Origin of the sequence: Paraburkholderia sp. BCC1886 (assembly GCF_900996245.1) — a bacterium.
Lineage (GTDB): Bacteria > Pseudomonadota > Gammaproteobacteria > Burkholderiales > Burkholderiaceae > Paraburkholderia.
Genome location: NZ_CAAJGK010000096.1, coordinates 392,702 through 412,243 on the forward strand (window position 1 = coordinate 392,702; position 19,542 = coordinate 412,243).

19 protein-coding genes and 1 pseudogene are annotated in these 19,542 nt (G+C 64.0%); 14 read left to right on the top strand and 6 right to left on the bottom strand.

Annotation, left to right across the window (positions count from 1 at the left end):
- Nucleotides 1-179: 179 nt before the first annotated feature.
- The gene (locus tag FQ746_RS30275) at nucleotides 180-2,258 is read right to left on the bottom strand and encodes a bifunctional DedA family/phosphatase PAP2 family protein (RefSeq protein WP_144113515.1); all 2,079 of its coding nucleotides are present in this window, start codon (nucleotides 2,256-2,258) and stop codon (nucleotides 180-182) included.
- 181 nt (nucleotides 2,259-2,439) lie between these two features.
- Between FQ746_RS30275 and FQ746_RS30280 the strand changes: the two are divergent.
- Nucleotides 2,440-2,916 (top strand): annotated as a pseudogene (locus FQ746_RS30280) (OsmC family protein).
- Nucleotides 2,917-2,944: 28 nt separating this feature from the next.
- Here the strand turns inward: FQ746_RS30280 and FQ746_RS30285 are convergent.
- Together FQ746_RS30285 and FQ746_RS30290 are read right to left on the bottom strand one after the other, a co-directional pair.
- Nucleotides 2,945-3,178 carry a hypothetical protein gene (locus FQ746_RS30285; protein WP_144113459.1) on the bottom strand — a complete coding sequence of 78 codons (234 nt, stop codon included), beginning with the start codon at nucleotides 3,176-3,178 and terminating at the stop codon, nucleotides 2,945-2,947.
- Nucleotides 3,179-3,256: 78 nt separating this feature from the next.
- Entirely contained in the window at nucleotides 3,257-3,430 is a 174-nt protein-coding gene (locus tag FQ746_RS30290; protein ID WP_144113460.1) for a DUF1289 domain-containing protein, read from the bottom strand.
- Between the two features lie 151 nt (nucleotides 3,431-3,581).
- Here FQ746_RS30290 and FQ746_RS30295 point away from each other — a divergent pair, with 151 nt between their 5' ends.
- Nucleotides 3,582-3,899, top strand: a complete 318-nt coding sequence (locus tag FQ746_RS30295; RefSeq protein WP_144113461.1) for a YnfA family protein — start codon at nucleotides 3,582-3,584, stop codon at nucleotides 3,897-3,899.
- A 43-nt stretch (nucleotides 3,900-3,942) separates the two neighbouring features.
- On the opposite strand, the gene FQ746_RS30300 is transcribed toward FQ746_RS30295, so the two are convergent.
- A complete protein-coding gene (locus FQ746_RS30300) occupies nucleotides 3,943-4,449 on the bottom strand; it encodes a DUF1993 family protein (protein ID WP_144113462.1) in 507 nt (168 codons plus the stop codon).
- A gap of 258 nt (nucleotides 4,450-4,707) precedes the next feature.
- On the opposite strand from FQ746_RS30300, the gene FQ746_RS30305 reads away from it, so the two are divergent.
- From FQ746_RS30305 to FQ746_RS30325, 5 genes are all read left to right on the top strand, one after another.
- Nucleotides 4,708-6,273, top strand: coding sequence for a protease pro-enzyme activation domain-containing protein (locus FQ746_RS30305; RefSeq protein ID WP_144113463.1), 1,566 nt, complete (start codon nucleotides 4,708-4,710; stop codon nucleotides 6,271-6,273).
- Between the two features lie 56 nt (nucleotides 6,274-6,329).
- Nucleotides 6,330-7,973 (top strand): S10 family peptidase, encoded by a 1,644-nt coding sequence (locus tag FQ746_RS30310; RefSeq protein WP_144113464.1) that lies wholly within the window; start codon nucleotides 6,330-6,332, stop codon nucleotides 7,971-7,973.
- Nucleotides 7,974-8,167: 194 nt separating this feature from the next.
- Nucleotides 8,168-8,809, top strand: a complete 642-nt coding sequence (locus tag FQ746_RS30315) for a hypothetical protein (RefSeq protein WP_260854219.1) — start codon at nucleotides 8,168-8,170, stop codon at nucleotides 8,807-8,809.
- Between the two features lie 105 nt (nucleotides 8,810-8,914).
- A complete protein-coding gene (locus tag FQ746_RS30320) occupies nucleotides 8,915-9,211 on the top strand; it encodes a hypothetical protein (protein ID WP_144113465.1) in 297 nt (98 codons plus the stop codon).
- 5 nt (nucleotides 9,212-9,216) lie between these two features.
- The gene (locus tag FQ746_RS30325; RefSeq protein ID WP_144113466.1) at nucleotides 9,217-9,489 is read left to right on the top strand and encodes an RNA-binding protein; all 273 of its coding nucleotides are present in this window, start codon (nucleotides 9,217-9,219) and stop codon (nucleotides 9,487-9,489) included.
- Nucleotides 9,490-9,554: 65 nt separating this feature from the next.
- On the opposite strand, the gene FQ746_RS30330 is transcribed toward FQ746_RS30325, so the two are convergent.
- Nucleotides 9,555-10,445: a DMT family transporter gene (locus FQ746_RS30330; protein WP_144113467.1), complete on the bottom strand. Its 891-nt coding sequence runs from the start codon at nucleotides 10,443-10,445 to the stop codon at nucleotides 9,555-9,557.
- Nucleotides 10,446-10,577: 132 nt separating this feature from the next.
- A complete protein-coding gene (locus FQ746_RS30335; protein ID WP_144113468.1) occupies nucleotides 10,578-12,137 on the bottom strand; it encodes an ABC1 kinase family protein in 1,560 nt (519 codons plus the stop codon).
- A 206-nt stretch (nucleotides 12,138-12,343) separates the two neighbouring features.
- On the opposite strand from FQ746_RS30335, the gene FQ746_RS30340 reads away from it, so the two are divergent.
- The 7 genes from FQ746_RS30340 (at nucleotide 12,344) to FQ746_RS30370 (ending at nucleotide 19,082) form a co-directional block, all read left to right on the top strand.
- Nucleotides 12,344-13,099 carry a DeoR/GlpR family DNA-binding transcription regulator gene (locus FQ746_RS30340; protein ID WP_144113469.1) on the top strand — a complete coding sequence of 252 codons (756 nt, stop codon included), beginning with the start codon at nucleotides 12,344-12,346 and terminating at the stop codon, nucleotides 13,097-13,099.
- A 433-nt stretch (nucleotides 13,100-13,532) separates the two neighbouring features.
- On the top strand, nucleotides 13,533-14,624 hold the full coding sequence (gene phnS / locus FQ746_RS30345) for a 2-aminoethylphosphonate ABC transporter substrate-binding protein (protein WP_144113470.1): 1,092 nt from the start codon (nucleotides 13,533-13,535) through the stop codon (nucleotides 14,622-14,624).
- Between the two features lie 132 nt (nucleotides 14,625-14,756).
- Nucleotides 14,757-15,872, top strand: a complete 1,116-nt coding sequence (phnT, locus tag FQ746_RS30350; RefSeq protein ID WP_144113471.1) for a 2-aminoethylphosphonate ABC transport system ATP-binding subunit PhnT — start codon at nucleotides 14,757-14,759, stop codon at nucleotides 15,870-15,872.
- Nucleotides 15,850-16,827: a 2-aminoethylphosphonate ABC transporter permease subunit gene (locus FQ746_RS30355; protein WP_144113472.1), complete on the top strand. Its 978-nt coding sequence runs from the start codon at nucleotides 15,850-15,852 to the stop codon at nucleotides 16,825-16,827. The genes phnT and FQ746_RS30355 overlap by 23 nt, the downstream gene beginning before the upstream one ends.
- Complete coding sequence (gene phnV, locus FQ746_RS30360) at nucleotides 16,817-17,680, top strand: 2-aminoethylphosphonate ABC transport system, membrane component PhnV (RefSeq protein ID WP_144113473.1); 864 nt, start codon at nucleotides 16,817-16,819, stop codon at nucleotides 17,678-17,680. The genes FQ746_RS30355 and phnV overlap by 11 nt, the downstream gene beginning before the upstream one ends.
- A gap of 64 nt (nucleotides 17,681-17,744) precedes the next feature.
- Complete coding sequence (locus FQ746_RS30365; RefSeq protein WP_144113474.1) at nucleotides 17,745-18,479, top strand: FCD domain-containing protein; 735 nt, start codon at nucleotides 17,745-17,747, stop codon at nucleotides 18,477-18,479.
- Between the two features lie 42 nt (nucleotides 18,480-18,521).
- A complete protein-coding gene (locus FQ746_RS30370; protein WP_144113475.1) occupies nucleotides 18,522-19,082 on the top strand; it encodes a phosphonate degradation HD-domain oxygenase in 561 nt (186 codons plus the stop codon).
- The last annotated feature ends 460 nt before the right edge of the window (nucleotides 19,083-19,542 follow it).

The window sequence follows — 19,542 nt, forward strand, 5'->3', positions numbered from 1 at the left end:
TTCCGACGTGATACGCGAAGCGAAAAAGTTACCCACAGAAAATGTTCATATCCATGTGGACAACTCCTGGCCAACCGTCCCAACTCCTTGAGCGCAAGGCGATTTGTTGTCGGGAGCAGCGAACGCGCTCCAAGGTCGATTCACGACCGGTTCATGCGCCGGGCAATCAAAGCCGCCGCTCACTCCACCGACGAAACCAGCAGCGACACCGGCATCCCGTCACAGGTGACTTTACCTAGCACCGTCGCGCCGAAGCCGCCGCCCGCCTGCCCCTGCATTCCGCGAAGATCGCCCAGCGTCGCGTCCCGATCGACGCGCAGGATGTTCACGGGCCACGACGCCCTCGAAAGCCGCTCGTGCACGAACGCACCGACCCACAGCGGGTTGGCCGTCGGCCCGTCCTGCACCGTGTAGCCGCTTGGCCAGAAGCGCACGACATCGCGCTCGCCGCGCGAGTCGCCGGGACGCATGAACACCAGCGCCGACGGCACGCCGTCGTTGAGTTTGGGTAATACCGGCAGCGACACCGCCGCGACATTCGGCGAGGCGAGCGACAGCAGGCTATGCGCGGACAGATCCGTGCCTTCGATCCAGCCGCGCGCGCGCAATTGCCGGCGGATCGAATCGGCGCCCGATGCCCATTGCAGCGCCAGCGGCTCCTTGCGATCGCCGTCCATGTCCGAGCGGTAGCAGGGCATGCGTTGCCACGCGGATGCGGTCCACTGCGCCTGCGTGACCAGCATCGGCGTCGGTCGCGCGGCGTTGGCCGGAGTCGATGCCGATGCCGATGCCGATGCCGATCTCGAAGCCAATCGCGATGCCGATGTCGATGCCGAAACAGCCGCCGACGAAGCGCCGCCAAGCTGCCCGCCCACGCACACCAGCATGATCGCCAGCACCAACGCCGGCATGAAGCGGCGGATCGGCGGCCGCTCGGGATGGCGCACGATCGCCGTCATCGCGACGATCGATACCCACGCATAAGCGAGCGCCGCACCGCCGATCGCGTCCGATACCCAGTAGCGCCCGAAGTACAGCCCCGACAGCGCGATGACGATCACCACGATCAGACTCGACGTCGCCACCGCCAGCCCTTCCAGCACGCCCACCCGCCGCGCCAGCAAAAACGCGAGAAAGCCATAGACGATCACGGCGGCAGCCACGTGATTGCTGGGGAACGCGTACGCGGTCATCGCCGGGTCGGGCGCGGCGCGCTGCATCGCGAACTGCAATCCGTAGATCAGCAACTGCGAAAACACGACGGCCGCGAGCCAGTAGCCGATGGTGTACCAGCGGCGCTCCCACAGCATCCACAAAACGACGGTGACGATCAGCGCCGACAGCGTCGTCAGACTGCCCAGCGTCGCGATACCGCTGAACACCGCATCGCCCCACGGCGTGCGCACCGATTGCAGAAAGTGATAGACAGACAGATCGACCCGCGTCAACGGATCGCCGCTCACGACGTCGTCGAGCACGCCGAAAAACAGCGCGCCCGCAATCAGCACGATGAGCGAGGCCAGCAGGATGCTGCTGGCATCCGGTTGTTCGGGATCGAGCATGGCGCGCGCGAAACGGCCGACCGGTCCGGGATGCCGGCAAGCCCACGTGCCCAGCCGCCGACTCGCGGAGCCGGACCATGCATTGGCATGCCCGATGAGGAATCGCGCCACGCGAAAACTCAGCCACCCGACGCTCACCAGCAACGCAATGATGACGACGAGCCGGAACGATACGGCGCCGGCCAGCAGCACCGACGCGCCGAACACCACACCCGGCAGGATATGCGCGGGCGCCCACAGGAGCGCCGACAGCACGTTCATCGCGTAGAAGCGGGTGGGCGTCATGCCGAGCATCCCGGCGACGACCGGCACGATGGCGCGCAACGGTCCGATGAAACGGGCGAGCACGACGCTCTTGGCGCCATGCTTGCGGAAGAAACGATTGCCGGCTTCGAGCACTTCCGGATGCCGGCAGAACGGCCACAACTGGACGATGCTGTCCTTGTAGCGGCTGCCGAGCCAGAAGCTCATACCATCGCCCGCAATCGCGCCGGCAATCGCCCACAGAAAAATCCAGCCGAGACTCAGCGAACCGGTGCCGGCCAGCGCGCCGGCGAGGAACATGGCGGTACTACCGGGGATGAAGGTGCCGATGACGGCAATCGCCTCGAGAAAGGCGGCAAGAAATACGACCGTGAGCGTCCACGCCGGATGCCCGGCCAGCAGATGCAGAAGGTGGATATACGCGTGCTCCATCGTGTGCGGTTCTGCCGGGTAGAGGCCGTTCAGGCGTAGCGGACGATCATAACGCGCATCGTCGGGTTCGCGCTCGTCCAAAGGCTTGCTTTTGCCCTTGCGGACGCATTATGCGCAGCGCCGGTTTTATAATCCCGCACGCCGGATCGGGCATAACGTTTAACAAACGGGAGAGCGGGACATGGCTTACGGCGAACACAAGTACACGGTGTCGGTGCAATGGACAGGCAACCGCGGCAGCGGTACATCGGGTTATCGCGACTACGGCCGCGACCATCTGATCACGGCGGGCGACAAGCCGCCGATTCCCGGTTCCTCCGACGCGGCCTTTCTCGGCGACGCAAAGCGCTGGAATCCGGAAGACCTGCTAGTCGCGGCGGCGTGCGCCTGTCACAAGTTGTGGTACCTGCATCTTTGTGCGGACGCCGGCATCGTGGTGCTGGATTATCGCGACGATGCAGAAGGCACGATGCTGGACAGCCCGTCGCAAGGCCGCTTTACGCAAATCGTCCTGCGCCCGCGCGTGGTAATCGCGGCAGGCGGCGACGCGGCGCTGGCCGAACGCTAGCATCACATGGCGCACGAGATGTGCTACATCGCCAGTTCGGTCGCCTTTCCCATTCTGTGCGAGCCGGTCACCGACATAGCTGAAACCTGAACCTGTGCGTAAGCGTGGTTGGACTGCTTCAGCGATTGCCGTCGAGCAGATCGCCCAGCATGTCGTCGAACGCGGCTTGCGCGTCTTCGAGTTCCTGCAACGCGGCGTCGAAGGTTTGCAACGCAAAGGGCGAAGGTTGACCGTTGCCTGCGGGCGGAAACTGCGACTGCAACGAGGCGAATGCGCTTTGAACGCGCTTCGTGGCAGTCATCACGCGTTCCATCGCGGCGGTTTCTTCGGCTCGCGCCTTGTCCTGATCCATGAATACTCCGGGCGGGTGGTGCGGCAAACGCCGCTTCGAAGGCAAGACTATGCCACGACCCTGTGACGCCCGGCGTGGCTACTTGCGCAGCTTGCGCTCACGCCGGGGCCGGTCCTCGATGATCTTGCGGCGCTCCTTGTCCTTCATCTTCTTCCAGGTCTTGCATTCGTCGCGCGTGCGCATGCAGCCGACGCACAAACCGGTTTTGCTGTCGAACTTGCAGATGTCGATGCAGGGTGACGCGGTGCTCATGAGATCGTACCGTTGGCGTTGAAGGAAACTTCTCTGCCGACTCTCGCATGCGTCATGCCCGCTTCGCCAAGTGATTATGTTAATAAAACCGATAGGCTTGCATTTTAGATGCCGCGTTGTACCTGTCGCGTGCTACCAATCGATTCCACCGATGAAAACTTTCCTGCTGTATGCCGTGACCGCGTTCGCCGAAATACTCGGCTGCTATCTGCCGTGGCGCTGGCTCAAGGACGACGGGCCGATCTGGCTGCTGGTGCCCGGTGCGCTCAGTCTCGCGCTGTTCGCGTGGTTGCTGACCTTGCACGGCGCCGCCGCCGGCCGCGTGTATGCGGCTTACGGCGGTGTGTACGTTGCGGTAGCCATTCTCTGGCTGTGGTGTGTCGACAGGATACGGCCCACGCTTTGGGATGCCGCGGGCGTCGCGCTCACGCTCGGCGGCATGGCGGTCATCGCCTTCCAGCCGCGTTGAAACGTACAGTGGGCACGTTCTGTCGATTCAGCGCTTACGCGCCTTACGCCCCGCCGAGATAATCGAGCTTGCCGAGTTCGACGCCGTTGTGACGCAGAATGTCGTACGCCGTCGTCACATGAAAATAAAAATTCGGCAACACGAAACCAAGCAGATACGACTCGCCCGTGAACTCGATCGGACCCGTGCGCATTTTCAGCGTGATGGTGCGCGCTTCGGAGCCGTCGATCTGCGACGCATTGAATTCCTTCAGATAATCGATGGTCTTTTGCAGGCGATTTTGCAACTCTTCGAAAGTCTGCTCGACGTCGTCGTATTTCGGTGCTTCGACATTTGCCAGACGCGCGGCGCAGCCCTTCGCGGTATCGCTCGCGATATAGATCTGGCGCGTGAGCGGCAGCATGTCCGGCGCGAGCCGGGCGTGGGTAAACACCGACTGCTCGATCTGCTTGCCAGCCGCGTGCGCCTCGGCTTTGCCGAGAATCGCCTTAAGGTTCGTGAGGCCGCGAATCAGGACGGGCAGGGAGGCTTGGTACATCGAAATTGACATGGGGTTCCTCTGATTCTTCGATCGTGCGCGCACCGGCGCGCGAGGCAATGTGACGGCTGGATTGCCGCTGCAGCATCATAGCAAGCGCGGCCTGCTATGCGCATTGACTGGTAGCAGCGTTAGCCATTCGGACAACTGCCGCGCGCGTCGGAACTGTGTTCGAATGCATGGGTCGGAAGCTTTGACCAGACGCTCGCGAAACAGCTGAACGGCGACGCGCGGGCGAAACGAACTGGCGTCAACAGGAGGGGCGACACCATGACGAACAAGCATTCGCTGCCGGGCAGCGAACGTATCGAAGAGCACGACGCGAAAGTCGTCGGTCAGTGTGATCCGGCAGAACGTATCGAAGTATTCGTCATGCTGCGCCGTCGTCAGCAGGCGCAGTTCGACGCCTTGATGAGCCGCATCGAGGCCGGCGACCCGAGCGTCACCCCGCTCTCGCGCGACGCGCTTGCGCAGGACTATGGCGCCGCCCCGGACGATATCGAAAAGGTCAAACGTTTCGCGAGCGAACACGGCTTGTCGGTGGCGCGCGAAGATGCGGCGGCGCGCTCGGTGGTGCTGGCCGGCACGATCGCGCAATTCCAGACTGCATTCGGCGTTCAGTTGCAGCACTACGCGCCCCATGCCGCCGGGCAGGCGCAGTTTCGCGGACGCTCCGGCGCCATCACGTTGCCCGAAGACCTGGGCGGCGTGGTGCAGGCGGTGCTCGGACTCGACAACCGGCCGCAGGCGCGCCCGCACTTTCGCATCCGTCCGCCGTTCCATCCGGCCAAAGGACATCAGGTGTCGTTCACGCCGCTGCAACTCGCGACGCTCTATCAGTTCCCGCAAGGCGACGGCAGCGGTCAGTGCGTCGGCATCATCGAACTGGGCGGCGGCTATGAGACCAGCGACCTCAGCGCGTACTTCGGCGGCCTCGGGGTTAGCTCGCCGACCGTGAAATCGATCGGCGTCGATCAGGGCAGCAATCAGCCGAGCGGCGACCCGAACGGACCGGACGGCGAGGTCACGCTCGACATCGAGATTGTCGGCGCCATTGCACCGGGCGCGACCATCGCGGTGTACTTCACGACCAATAGCGACGCCGGCTTTATCGACGCAGTCAGCCGCGCGGTGCACGACACCACGAATAAACCGTCGGTCATCTCCATCAGTTGGGGCGGGCCGGAGTCCAACTGGACCAGCCAGTCCATGCAGGCGTTCAACAGCGTGCTGCAAACCGCCGCGGCACTCGGTGTGACGGTGTGCGTGGCGTCGGGCGACAGCGGTTCGAGCGACGGCTCGGGCAGCGGCGACCAGGTCGACTTTCCTGCGTCGAGCCCTTATGTGCTGGCTTGCGGCGGCACGAATCTCACTGCAACGGGTACCTCGATTTCGCACGAAGTGGTGTGGAACGACGGCGAACAGGGTGGCGCGGGCGGCGGCGGTGTCAGCCATACGTTTGCCGTGCCGGTCTGGCAGAAAGGCCTCGCGGCCACGTCGTCGCAAGGCAGCAAAACGCCGCTCGCCGGACGCGGCGTGCCCGACGTGGCGGGCGACGCTTCGCCGGTCACCGGCTACAGCGTGCTGATCGACGGCACGCAGACGGTGGTGGGCGGCACCAGCGCGGTTGCGCCGCTCTGGGCCGCGCTGATCGCGCGGATCAATGCGGCCAAAGGCCAGCCCGCCGGGTTCATCAACCCCAAGCTGTACAAGGCGCCGGGCGCGTGCAACGACATTACGCAAGGCAATAACGGCAGTTTCGCGGCGTCTGCAGGTTGGGACGCCTGCACCGGACTCGGCAGCCCCAATGGCCAGAAGGTGGCCGCCGCGGTTTAGGCGGCGGCATGCCGCCGCCTGTCTACATAAGACTTGAACGAATCCAAGGAGCGATCATGACGAATACCCAGCCGGCTTCCGATAGTCCGCAGTCGTCGCACGATTCCGGGAGCAAGGCGGCGGCCGTGCCGCACAAAGCCGGCGACCAGCCGTTCTTCGATCCCGTGGCGTACGGCAATGGGCCGGACGATTCCGTCACCGAGACGACGGAAACCGCGGCCGTGACGCATCACTCGACTACCATCGGCGGACACAGGATTGCGTATACGGCGACGGCGGGTCATCTGGTGATCGTCGACCCGAGCAGTTCGCAGCCCGAAGCGCGGATGTTCTACGTGGCCTTCACGCAGGACAGGCAGAAAGAGGAAACCCGCCCGGTCACGTTCTTTTATAACGGCGGTCCGGGCTCGTCGTCCGTGTTCGTGCTGCTGGGGTCGTTTGCGCCACGCCGCATCAAGACGTCGATGCCGGGCTTCACGCCGCCCGCACCGTACTCGATGGAAGACAACCCGGACAGCCTGCTGGACAACAGCGACCTGGTGTTCGTCAATCCGGTCGGCACTGGGTATTCGGCGGCTATTGCGCCGAAGAAAAATCGCGACTTCTGGGGCGTCGACCAGGACGCCGATTCGCTCAAGCAGTTCATCAAGCGCTTTCTCACCAAAAACAACCGCTGGAATTCGCCCAAGTATCTGTATGGCGAGTCGTACGGCACCGCGCGCAGTTGCGTGCTGGCTTACCGTCTGCATGAAGACGGCGTCGATCTGAACGGCATCACCTTGCAGTCGTCGATCCTCGATTACACGCAATCGGGCAATCCGGTTGGCACCCTGCCCACGGCTGCCGCCGACGCGTGGTATCACCAGAAGCTGGGCGTGACGCCCCGACCCGCCGATCTCGGCGCGTTCTCCGAAGAAGTCGCGCAATTCGCGCGAACGGATTATCTCGCGGCATTGCGCAAGACTCCGCCTACGGATTCGCCGACCGTCGACAAACTCAGCGAATACACGGGTATCGACAAAGCGACGCTGCTGGCATGGGGCCTCGACATCGCGGCGTACGACAGCCGCGGCAATTCGCTGTTCCTCACCACGCTGCTGAAGTCGAAGGGGCTCGCGCTCGGCGAGTACGACGGCCGGGTGACCGCCATCGAAACCGGCATTGCCGGCAAGATCGATCCGAACTCCGGCGGCAACGACCCGACCATGACGGCGGTCACCGGCGTGTACACGACGATGTGGAACGTGTACCTGAACGAGCAGTTGAAATACACGTCGAATTCGTCGTTCACCGATCTGAACGATCAGGCGTTCCAGTACTGGGACTTCGGTCATATCGATCCGACCGGTGCGCAGAAGGGGCTCGACGCCAAGGGCAACGTGATTCTCTACACCGCGGGCGATCTGGCCGCGGTCATGGCGCTCAATCCCGATTTGAAGGTGCTGTCCGCGAACGGGTTCTTCGATTACGTGACGCCGTTCTATCAGACCGTCATCGATTTGCAGCAGATGCCGCTGGTGAGCGAGCAGGTCAGGCAAAACCTGTCGGCGCGGTTCTATCCGTCAGGACACATGGTCTATCTCGATGCCGGTTCGCGCACGGCGCTGAAAGCCGATCTCACGAAAATGTACGACTCGACGGTGGCCAACACGCAGGCGCTCGGCCGCATTCGGGCTTTGCAGGCTCGTGCGGCAAAGTAGCGCAGGCGCGGAAGGTGAGGGACGCGCGACACGGCGTAAGCACTCCGTGTCGCGCGACTAGTCCGGCGGCTATCAGCCCCCAAAGCGGCTGCAGGCAGGCTGCGTCACGGCAGCCTTGCTCGCCCCGGCATATTGGATGTGTTTTAATTAGTCTGCGAATAGACTATTGCGTGCCGTTCCCGGTGCGCCCACGAATGAACGCAGGTACTGCAAACAGGCTTTTCCGTTACGAATTGCATCATCCGCGCGGCATCTGCAATCAGGTGGCTTCACGGCGCCCGGCACGCCGACGCGGCTTGCGTATCGTCTTGCTGCTCGGCTGCGCCATTTTGCTGGCCTTGCGTCTGGACAGCGCCTTTGCGCAGGATGCCGGGATGCTCGACGAACGGGTCACCCAGCAGTCGATTGGCGAAACGATTTGCCGGCCGGGCTACGCGGACACGGTCGCGCCACCGTTCGACGAGTTGATGGAGCATAAGACTTGGATGCTCGCACAGCGTGGCATCGATGCGGATGCCGGTATCGGTCTCGCGCTCGACAGGCATGTGCCGATCGTGCTGGGCGGATCGCCCGATGCGCCCGCCAATCTCGATCTGCTGCCATGGGGCGGCCAGCGGGGCGAGCGCCGTAAGGCTCGCGCCGCGGTTGCACTCAAACGCTGCGTCTGCGAGGGTCAGTTGAGCCTCGCCGAGGCGCAGGCGGCGATTCTCGGCAACTGGTCGGTGGTTTATTCGGGATTCAGCCAGAGCGCCTGCAATATCAACCGGCTGGATGTCGTCTCCGGCGACGGCGAGCGCGACGGCCAGCGTGGCGGAGGGCACGACGCGTCGCCTTGAGACGCTATTGGCGGAGCTGCGAGGCGGCCTGGTTTTTGCGCCTTGCTGTTGGGTAAGCCACATTTATCCGGATAGCACGTTATCGGGACAGGTGTTTTGCTATTTTTGACCTGGCTTATTCAGGTACAGTGCACTGACGGCATTCTTAAGACCGTTTTTCGACACCATCCGCGTCGCTTTACTGTCGAAATCAGCCGTGCGGACAGTCATGCTGCCGTGCTGAAAACAGGACGAAACTCGCTGGGGAGATCTGAAATGATTGCTTTCTATCTGACATTGGCCGCTTTGGGCGCCGCCGGCGCTGCACTGATCCGCGAACTGGCCGCCGCCGAAGCCCGCCAACGTGCCGCACTGCGCCCGGTGCGCGTTCAGTCGACCGACCGCGGGAATGTCCGGAGGTAAGCCACATGAACCTGATCGTGCGCAATATCGCGGAATCGTGCAGCGAGCAGGAAGTGCTGGAATTCCTCAAGCACGAACTCGGGCATTACGCGAAAAACATTGAAATTACCGACGCCGGCAAGCCCGGCGCTTACGCGACCGTGGAACTCGACCCGGAAGCGCCGCCCTACGTGGGCGAGGTGATCGCACGGCAGATCAGCGGCAAGCATCTAGGCGGAATGGCGCTCGAAGCGAGCGCCGATCTGTTCAGCGACGACGAACCTCCGCCAGCCCGCTAAACCGGGCAAGATCCAGCCAGACCACACTCGAGCGCCACGCCGCTCACAAGACCGGGCGCCGGGCCTCACGAGCGCGCGAGCAACACCCCCGCGAGCGCGACCACGAAGCCGGCAATCTGCACCGGCACCAGCATCTCGCCAAACCCGATATAGCCTTCGAGCGCGGCCAGCGGCGGTGCGAGGAACATCAGCGCGGTGGCACGGGCGGCGTCGCCGCGTCGGACCATCCACACCAGCAGCGTCACGCTGACGCCAGACAGCATCGCAATACCCCACGCCAGCGACGCCCACAACGTAGCCGAGGCCACCCAGCGATGCTCACCGAGCACGCCCACCAGCACCGCCGCCACCAGCGCCGCGCCAAAATTCTGTACGGCGCTCGCGCTGCGAATATCCGCTTTCGACAGAGAAGTCTTCTGGATCAGCGTGCCCGCCGTGATCGCGCCGATCGCTACGATCGAAATGAGGATCACGAGCCACGACGGAGCGTGACCATTCGACATAGCGGGCGCGCCCGAAGCAGTCGACGCAGTCACGCCCAGCTTCGGCATGAGCACCAAAACGACGCCGGCCAGTCCCAAGGCCATGCCCGCCCAGCCGCGCTTCGACAGCCGTTCGCCGAATAGCGGCGCCGCCACGGCGGCCGTCGCGAGCGGTTGCAGCGCGCCGAGCAGGGCCATGATGCCCGCGCTCATTCCTTGCGCAACGGCCCAATAGCCGGCGCCGAGATACACCCCTTGAAGCAGCGCGCCGGCCAGCAGATGTTTGCCGGCTTCGCGGCCGGTCGGCCACGCGGCGCGGGCGACCAGCGCGGCGAGCGCAAAGATCAGCGCCGTTCCGCCGAAGCGCGCCAGCAGAAACAGGTTGGGGTCGGCATACGGGGTGATCGCGCGGGCGACCACGAATCCGGTCGACCACAACACGACGAATACGGCGGCAATCAGGGAAAGGAACATCGGCGGGACCGGAGTGAGAAAGCAGGATTGTGTCGGGGAGGCCGATACGTGTCTTGTTCGAAGCTGCAATCGTGTGGGAGCAGGCGCAGTGTTCAGCGAGCGGCCTCGCGGACTGACTGCGCGACTGCGCGATCACCACATCAACAGCACCGTCCCTGCGCCAAGCAGACCGCCGCACAGCGCGCAAGCCCACAGCAAGGCGCGCGTTCGCCGGTATTCCCGGCCGATATCCGTTATCAGTTGCGCATGCTGGCGGGGCGTCTTCGCCCGATCGTGCTCCCGCTGCAGATAGCGCACGGCCAGTTGCGGCACGCGCGGCAGCATATGCGCCAGATGCGGCAGTTCGCGCGAAATGCGTTTGATCCAGCCGCGATGGTCGACGTCGCGCCGCGCAATCTCCGCGAGTACGCCGCGCGTGATGCTCCACGTATCCGCGCCGGGATGCAGCGCGCGCGCCAGCATCTCCGCCTGCTGGAACGAGCGTTGTGCGGTGGCGAGCCGCCCGGGCACCGCGCCGTCGAACGGATGCACCGCGTGCAGCAGATGGTGAAACAGCGCACCTGCCGAGCGATCTTCCGGCGCGGCTGCGAAATGCGCTTCGGCGCGCGTGCGGAGTTCGGCTTCGAGCATTTCGTCGCGAGTGTCGTGCGGCACGTGGCCGGCATCGCGATGCATTTCGGCGAGCCGCCCGTAATCCTGATCGAACAGCGCGCTCGCGCCGTGCACGAAGAACTCGCGCTCGCCGGTCGACAGACTCGACATGATCGAAAACTCGGCTAGCACCAGCCGTCCCAGCGTGTCCGGCTCGATGCTCACACGCACGCGGCGAGCATCCAGCGTCGCGTGGAAGAAGCCGTGTTCGAACGCCTGCTCGGTGACCACCTCGACGATATGCGCGGCGAGCGGCGCCAGCTTTACGCGATGCGCATGCAAACCGGGCAGGTCGCTGGCCGGCAAGGTGTCGACGCGCTGCATGGTCAGCGTGAGGTTGGTGCAGAGATCCCAGATCACGTCCGGCACGACGATGCGCGCATCGCCGTCGAAATGATGGCCGGTCTGGCTCAGGTTGGCGGCTTCGGCGCGCAGGTCGAAACGGCGGAGGATGTCGTCGGTGAAGCTTTGCGCGAGCGCGCGTAATTTCAGGCGCCGCGCGCTCTTCGACAGTTTTTCCAGCCAGCGCGCGACCCAGCGCAACAGGGCGAGCTCGTCGCCGATCTGCTGCAACTGATCGGCGCGCACCAGCTTGATGACCACGTCGCGATGGCCGTTCACCGGCTCGACGAGGCGCGCGCGATGCGTCTGCTCAGCGAGACCCCCGCGAATCGGCACCAGCTCCACCGCGCTGAACAGCGTGGCGAGCGGGCGCCCGAACGCGCGGGCGAGCGCCTGCTCGGAGGCCTGCGGCCGCAGCGGAATTTCCAGGTGATCGATGGCGTCGATGGCGTCGTGCAACGTGCCGGCGGCGAGTTCGGGCCGCTCGGCCAGCGTCTGCGTGAAACGGCTCGCCAGCGGGCCCAAGGTCGGCAACAGGCTGTGCAGACTTTGGGCGCTACGCCCGGACGCTTCCAGCCGGCCGGCGAGGTCGATCATCCAGTGCAGTTTGTGCTCGGGCGGCGCGGCCAGCCAAAGCAGGCGCGTGCCGTAACGCAGCGCGTGACCCAGCAGCAGTAAGCGGCGAAACAGTGGCGGCATCGGTATTTCTGTGGATGGTCGCGCGCGCCGAAAGCCGACGGAAAGCATCGGCGGCGCGGCCAGGGACGAACAGGTTAGCAGGAACTGTGCGGTCGGCGCGAGGGACGCGCGCCGGCAGGTCCATCGGCGGGGCTTGCGTAATACAATACGGCGGCCTGCTCCACCCATGGCGAAACCCAGGTGTGCCGGCCTCCGGCCTTCAACAGATGCTCGCAGAACAACGTCATCAATACATCCTGGCGCAAGTCGCCAAAACGGGCGCGCTTTCGGTTGCCGAACTGGTGCGCGAACTCAACGTATCGCGTGAAACGATCCGGCGCGATCTGAACGCGCTCGCCGGCCGCGGCTTGCTGGTCACCACGCATGGCGGAGCGTTGTCGAGCGATCGCCGCGAGCCCGACCTCGATACCCGCGAAGCCGCCAACGCAGGCGCCAAGCGCGCTATCGGCGAACGCGCTGCGGAGTTCGTGCCGGACGGCGCATCGTTGATCATCGATTCAGGCAGTACCACGCAAGCGGTGGCGCGCGCGCTGCTCGACCGGCATCGGCTCGCGGTCTACACCAACGACTGGCGCATCGCGCTGCTGCTCGGCCGGCGCAACGACAATCGTGTCACGGTGCTGGGCGGCGAGCTTTCCGATATCGAAGACGCCACCTTTGGGCTCGATACCGTTCATCAACTCACGCAATATCACGCGGACTTTGCGTTCATCGGCGCGGGCGGTATTTCGCCCGATGGTTATCTGACCGATTACAGCCGGATGGCCGCGGAAGTGCGAAGCCGCATGATCGATGCCGCCGACATGGTGGTGGTGGTGGCCGATCACTCCAAGTTCGGCCGGGTCACGCCGGTGCGCATCAATGGCATCGAGTCGGCGCGATATCTGGTCACCGAACTCGCGCCGGAAAAGGCGATCAGCAAGGCGATCTCGGCGCACGGGCCGGAAATTCTCATCGCCTGATCCACGGTACTGCCTGTCTTCGAGCACCTCGGGCCGCCTCAGTTGCCGGATGCCGCGGGCTCGCTGAAAGCACCGTCTGCAAAAAAAGCGTTTGGATATTATTGGCGAATTGTGTCAATTTTTGGAATTCGCCACAATCGTCACGGCGTTGTCATTGAAACCTGTGATCCTTGCCGTGCCCGTTCAGGCGCGGCGGACAGCGCGAGTGTCGGAGGTCCGCGGCCAGTGAGCGGAAAAGACGGGCAGCGAAGTTGTCGGCAATCTGCAGAGCGCGCGAACCTGCGCGATTTGGCGCAGATTTGCACGACGACTCGCGAGAACGAGGCATCAGCAGTCACACGCAAAGCACACGCAAGCGGCGCAACCGCCGCTCGATCAAAACAGGTATCGGGTTGAATCCCGATCGTTGGGTTTAGCCTTTCGGAGAAGCGACATGACAAAAACGGGTTCCCTTCAAGCTACTGCCGGTCTGGCGCGCAAACTGTTGCCGGCTCTGGTCGCGGCGGCGGCGTTCGGCGGCATCGCGATGCAGGCTCACGCGGCCGATGCGGTGGTGCTGTACACCGCCGACGGCCTCGAAAACTTTTACTCGGGCGTGTTGCCGGCCTTCGAAAAGAAAGAAGGCGTGAAGGTCAATATCGTCACGGCGGGTAGCGGTGAAGTCGTGAATCGCGCGACCATCGAAAAAGATCAACCGAAAGCCGACGTGCTCGTCACGCTGCCGCCGTTCATCCAGCAAGCCGACCAGTCGGGTCTGCTGCAGGCGTACCAGAGCGCCAACTACAAGAACGTGCCGGCCATCGCCAAGGCGCCGAACGGCACGTGGGCGACTTTCGTGAACAATTACTTCTCGTTCGCGATCAACCCGGACGTGACGAAAAACCAGCCGAAGACGTTTGCCGACTTGCTGCATCCGGATTTCAGCGGCAAGGTCGCGTATTCGAACCCGGCGACCGCCGGCGACGGCATGGCCGTGATCATCCTGACCTCGTCGCTGATGGGCGAAGACAAGGCCTTCGATTATCTGAAGAAGCTCGAGCAGAGCGCCAAGTTCCACACCAAGGGCACCGGCTACCTCGACGTGCTGCTCTCGCGTAACGAAATTGCGGTGGCCAACGGCGACCTGCAGATGGATCTGGACGATGCCGCGAACGGCGGCCTGTCGCTCAAGCCGGTGTTCCTGTCGGCCACGGCCGGCGGCCAGCCGACCACGTTCCAGTTGCCGTACGCAATCGGCCTGATCAGGAGCGGCCCGAACCAGGCCGAAGGCAAGAAGCTGATCGACTACCTGATGTCGAAGGAAGTGCAGGCCAAGGTGCCGGACATTTTCGGCATTCCGGGTCGCACGGACGTGCCGCTCACGGGCAAGAACGGCGAGATCGTGAAAAGCTCGATTGCCGGCGTGAAGCTGATTCCGGTGGACTGGACCCAGGTCATGGCGAAGAAGGCCGACTGGACCGCCCGCTGGAAGAGCGAAGTGATCGGTTCGTCGGACAAGCCGCTGGAAGTGGTCAAGCCCAAGTAAGGCTCGGGCTTTAGCCGGTTCCAGCCGGTTTCAGCAGTTTTTTCCCGTTTGGTTTCAGTCGATTCAACCGGCGCCCGCCGCGTCGCGCGGCGGGCGCCGCATTTGCATCGAACTCGTTGGAGGATCGACCCGGTGAATACGGCCAGTGTTGCTCACCGAGGCGCGCCAGGCGCCTCAACGAATGCGCTCGACGGCGCGCGTTCGACTGCTGCGGGCGACGTGTCGTCGGGCGGCGTGCAGATCGACCATCTGACGGTCCGCTTCGGCACGCGTACCGTGCTCGACGATCTGTCGCTCACGATCCGGCGCGGCGAATTGCTGACCGTGCTGGGCCGCAGCGGTTGCGGCAAGACCACGCTGCTGCGCTTCATTGCGGGGTTTATCGAGGCGGATGGTTTGTCCGGCACGCTGACGGTGGCCGGCCACGATCTCACTCACGTGTCGCCGCATCAGCGCAATCTCGGTTTGCTGTTCCAGAGCTATGCGCTGTTCCCGCATCTTTCCGTTTTCGAAAACGTGGCCTTCGGGCTGCGCGCGCGTCGCACGCCGAATAAAGACGTGGCGCGGCGCGTTGCCGATGCGCTCAAACTCGTGCAACTCGGCGATGCCGGTCATGTGATGCCGGCGCAACTGTCGGGCGGTATGCAGCAGCGCGTGGCGTTGGCGCGCGCGCTCGTGATCGAGCCCGACGTGCTGTTGCTCGACGAACCGCTTTCGGCGCTCGACGCCAATCTGCGCGCGTCGGTGCGCTCCGAACTCAAGTCGCTGCACGAGCGTTTGCCGAATCTGACGATCGTCTGCGTGACGCACGATCAGGACGATGCGCTGGTGCTCTCCGATCGCACGCTGCTGATGCGCGAAGGCCGCATTGCGCAACTCGGCACGCCGCAGCAGTTGTACGACACACCCGCCGACGGTTTCGTCGCGCGGTATCTGGGCGCGGCGAACCTGCTGCCGCCGCAAGTGGCTTTCGGCATGGACGACGTGCGCTATAACGAGCGCGAGCGCGTCGCGTGCCTGCGGCCGGAGGCGTTGCGGATCGTGCCGCTCGGCGAAGGCCATCTGCATGGCACGATTGCATCGGTCGAGTGGTACGGCGCGGTGCTGTCGGTCTCGATCGCGCTCGACGCGATGCCGGGCGAGCCGGTTCTCGTCACCCAGCAGCGCGGCCACGGCATGATGCCGGAGAAGGGCGCGCGTGTTTCCCTGCGCTACGAGGCTGACGATGTCGTCCTTATTCAGCCCTGATACGTCCGGCTCGGGTTCGCCCGACACGCCGGGTGCGCGCGGCGCGGCCGAACTCGCCGCCGCCGACGCCCGCCGTCACGCCAGCACGATGTCGCACGTGGCCGCGAGCCGGCGTCGCGAGCGCATCGCGCAATGGCATCTGCTGTTTCTCGCGGTGGTCGTGCTCGGACCGCTGGTGATCTATCCGCTGGTGCGGCTAGTGTTGTTGAGTCTGACCGGTCCGCATGGGCTCAGCCTGCATGCCTATTCCGCGTTCTTCGGTAATCCGGAGACGAGCGGGGTGATCGGCACGACGCTGTGGATTCTGTTCGCGAGCGCCGGACTCGCGTCGCTGCTCGGCATCGGGCTCGCGGCGTTGCTGTTTTTCAAGCCGTTTCCCGGGGCGCGGATGGTGACGCGGTTCCTCGAACTGTTCGTCGCGTTTCCGTCGTTTCTGGTCGCGTTCACGCTGATCTTTCTGTATGGCTCGCAAGGCTCGGTGAGTATCGGCTTGCAGCGGCTGTTCCATCTGCAAACGCCGCCGCTCGATTTCCTGTTCGGCGTGGGCGGCGTGATTCTCGCGGAAGTGGTGTTCTACGCGCCGTTCGTGGTGCGGCCTACGCTGGCCTCGTTCGCCACGCTCGACTCGCGTTTGATCGAAGCGGCGCGGAGTCTCGGCGCGAACGGCTGGATGGTGGCGTTCAAGGTGATTCTGCCGCTCGCGTGGCCGGGGATCGCGGCGGGTACCATCTTGTGTTTTCTGCTGACGCTCAACGAATTCGGGATTCTGCTCGTGCTCGGCAGCGCGCATCTGATCACGCTGCCGGTGGCGATCTACAGTTCCGCGACCGTCGACCTCGACCTGCCGACGGCCGCCGCGGGCGCGGTGGTGATGCTGATCATGTCCTTGTCGCTGTATGCGCTGTACCGGCAGGTGAATCGTCGCAAGGAGAAAGGAGCGGGCCATGGCCGTTGAACTCGATCCGACCGTGTTGCCGGTCATGCACAAGAAAGCGCGACCGGTCCGGCGCAGTCTGCCGGTGCGGATGCTGGGCGGTCTGCTGCTCGGTCTCGCCGCGTTGCTGTGTTTCTGGCTGTTCGTGTTGCCGGTGCTGGTGGTGGCGCTGTCGAGCGTCGCCGGCCATTGGTCCGGCACGATCTTTCCCGATAATTTCAGCACGCGCTGGTTCGAACGGCTCGGCTCGAGCGATTTCGACGCGATCACGACGAGTCTCGAAATCGGCATCGGCGTGGCCGTGCTCGGGACGGCGCTCGGTTTATGGCTGGCGCTGGCGCTCGAAGGGCGCGACCGGCGTGGGCTCGGGGCGTTTGTCGATACCGTCGCGATGATGCCCAACGGCGTGCCGAGCGTGGTGCTCGGGCTGGCCGTGCTGATTGCGTATCACAAGCGGCCGTTCGATCTGTCGAGCTCGGCCGCGATCGTGGTGTTCGTGCAGCTCGCGCTGGTGCTGCCGTTCTGCTATCGCTGCGCGGCCGCCGCGCTGCGGCCGGAGTTGACAATTTTGCGGGAAGCCGCGGCGAGCCTGGGTGCGCCGCCGTCGATGGTGTTGCGGCGGGTCGTGTTGCCGCAACTGGTGCCGGCGATTCGCGCGAGTCTCGCGCTCGGTTTCGCTCTGTCGCTCGGCGAGCTGGGCGCGACGCTGACGGTTTATCCGCCGGGCTTCGCGACGGTGCCGATCGTCGTGGTCGGGCAGGTGGAGCGCGGGTATTACCTGCCGGCGTCCGCGTTGTCGCTGATTTTGCTGCTGGTTTCGCTCGCCGCGCTGCTGGTGATCGCGGCGCGGGCGCCGAAGCGGCGCGTCGATTGAGGCTCGGGCTGCGCGCTTTGCGGCGGCCCGACGTGCGTATGCCGATGTGGCGTTTTTTGTCAAAATGACCGAATATATGCGGCCTGTTGCTGTTGAATCTGTCGGCGGCGCGGTGGGGAAGGGTCGTCGCGGTTCGTTGACCACCGTGGTGCGGGAGGCGATCGAGCGACATATCGTCGAGGGAGCGCTCCGGCCGGGCGACAAACTCAACGAAGCCGATTGGGCCGCGCGCCTGCAGGTATCGCGTGCGCCGGTCCGCGAAGCATTCCGCGCGCTCGAACAGGCGGGCCTGGTGCGCACGGTGAAGAACCGCGGCGTGTTCGTGCGCGAGGTGTCGGAAGTCGAGGCCGACGAACTCGATGCGGTGCGCGCGATGCTCGAAGAAGCCGCTTGCCGGTTGCTGGCGACGAGTATCGATGCGACGCGGTTGGCCGTGCTGCGCGATGGACTCGATGAATTGCGCCTGGCGCTCGAATCGCGCGATCACGACGCGTTTGGACGCGCGGACCTGGCGTTCCACGATGCGCTCGTCGCTGTGGCGGGCAATCTGAAATTGCACGAGACGTATCGGCGGGTGATGAGCGAAACAAGTTTGGTCCGGCGTCACGCCGTGCCGGGGGTGCCGGTCGGGTGGCTGGAAGGTTCGCTCGGCGGATATCGCGCGTTGTTGACGGCGCTGGCTTCGCGTGATGGCGAGCGCGCTGCGGGGCTGGTCCGGTGTCGGTTGAATGTCGGTGAAGAGTGTGGTGCTGGTGCAATCGCATTGGGCGGCGAATCCGCGGGCGGATTGGCTCAGTGAATGCGGTGAGTTGCAGCAGGGTTTTATTTGGGGAGTGTGAGCGTGGCATTGAGTCTGAACGACATCCGGTCGCTATTCGAGCAGTATGGCAATCTCGCCTACAGCGGCGAGCCTGTGACGCAACTCGAACATGCGTTGCAGAGCGGCGCGCTCGCGGAAGCGGCCGGCGCCAGCGATGAACTCGTCGCCGCGGCGTTTTTGCACGACCTTGGGCATCTGTTGAATCTGCAAGGCGAAACGCCGACCGAGCGGGGCATCGACGATCTGCATCAATACTTTGCACTGCCTTTTTTGCGGCCGGTACTGACGGATGCAGTACTCGAGCCGATCCGCTTGCACGTGGATGCGAAGCGCTGTCTGTGCGCGATCGACGCAGAGTATTTCGGGCAACTATCTGCGGATTCCGTTCGGAGTCTCGAGTTGCAGGGCGGTGTTTTCAGTCAGGACGAAGCCGAGGCGTTTCTGCGCAAGCCCTATGCGGAAGATGCGCTGCGTCTGCGTAGATGGGACGATCTGGCGAAAGAAGAGAACCGCGTGACGCCGGATCTCGATCACTATATGCAAATAGTCGAGCGGGCGATGAGTCGACGTGCGATGAATTGAGTGGGCAGTGCGGATTGTCTTTGAGTTGTTGTCTTATCCCTCTTTGCGCTGGTTCCAGCGCATTTCGCTTCTATCAAAATAACCCTTGCAAGGCCTGCGTCGCCTCGCTAGAATCTCGCTCTTTCGTGCTTCGGACACCGGGGCACGGGAAGGCGGGGAGCCAGCAATGGCGGGGGTTTGCGGCACGCTGGACAGGTTGGGAAAGTTAGAAAAACCTGTTGACGGCGTAGCGGAAGTTCTCCATAATCTCGTTTCTCTGCTGCAGATGCAGCGACGCAGAACGGAGCGGTAGCGGTGAAGTTGGCCGGTGCGGTTCTGGTAGTGAGTGCGTAATCGATCTTTAAAAATTAACAGCCGATAAGTGTGGGCGCTTGATGCGCGATGCGCCGGCGGGCTCTTCGGGGTTTGCCGGGTAAAGCGAAAGTATCAAGTCTCACACAGTAATGAAAGGAAGGTTTGA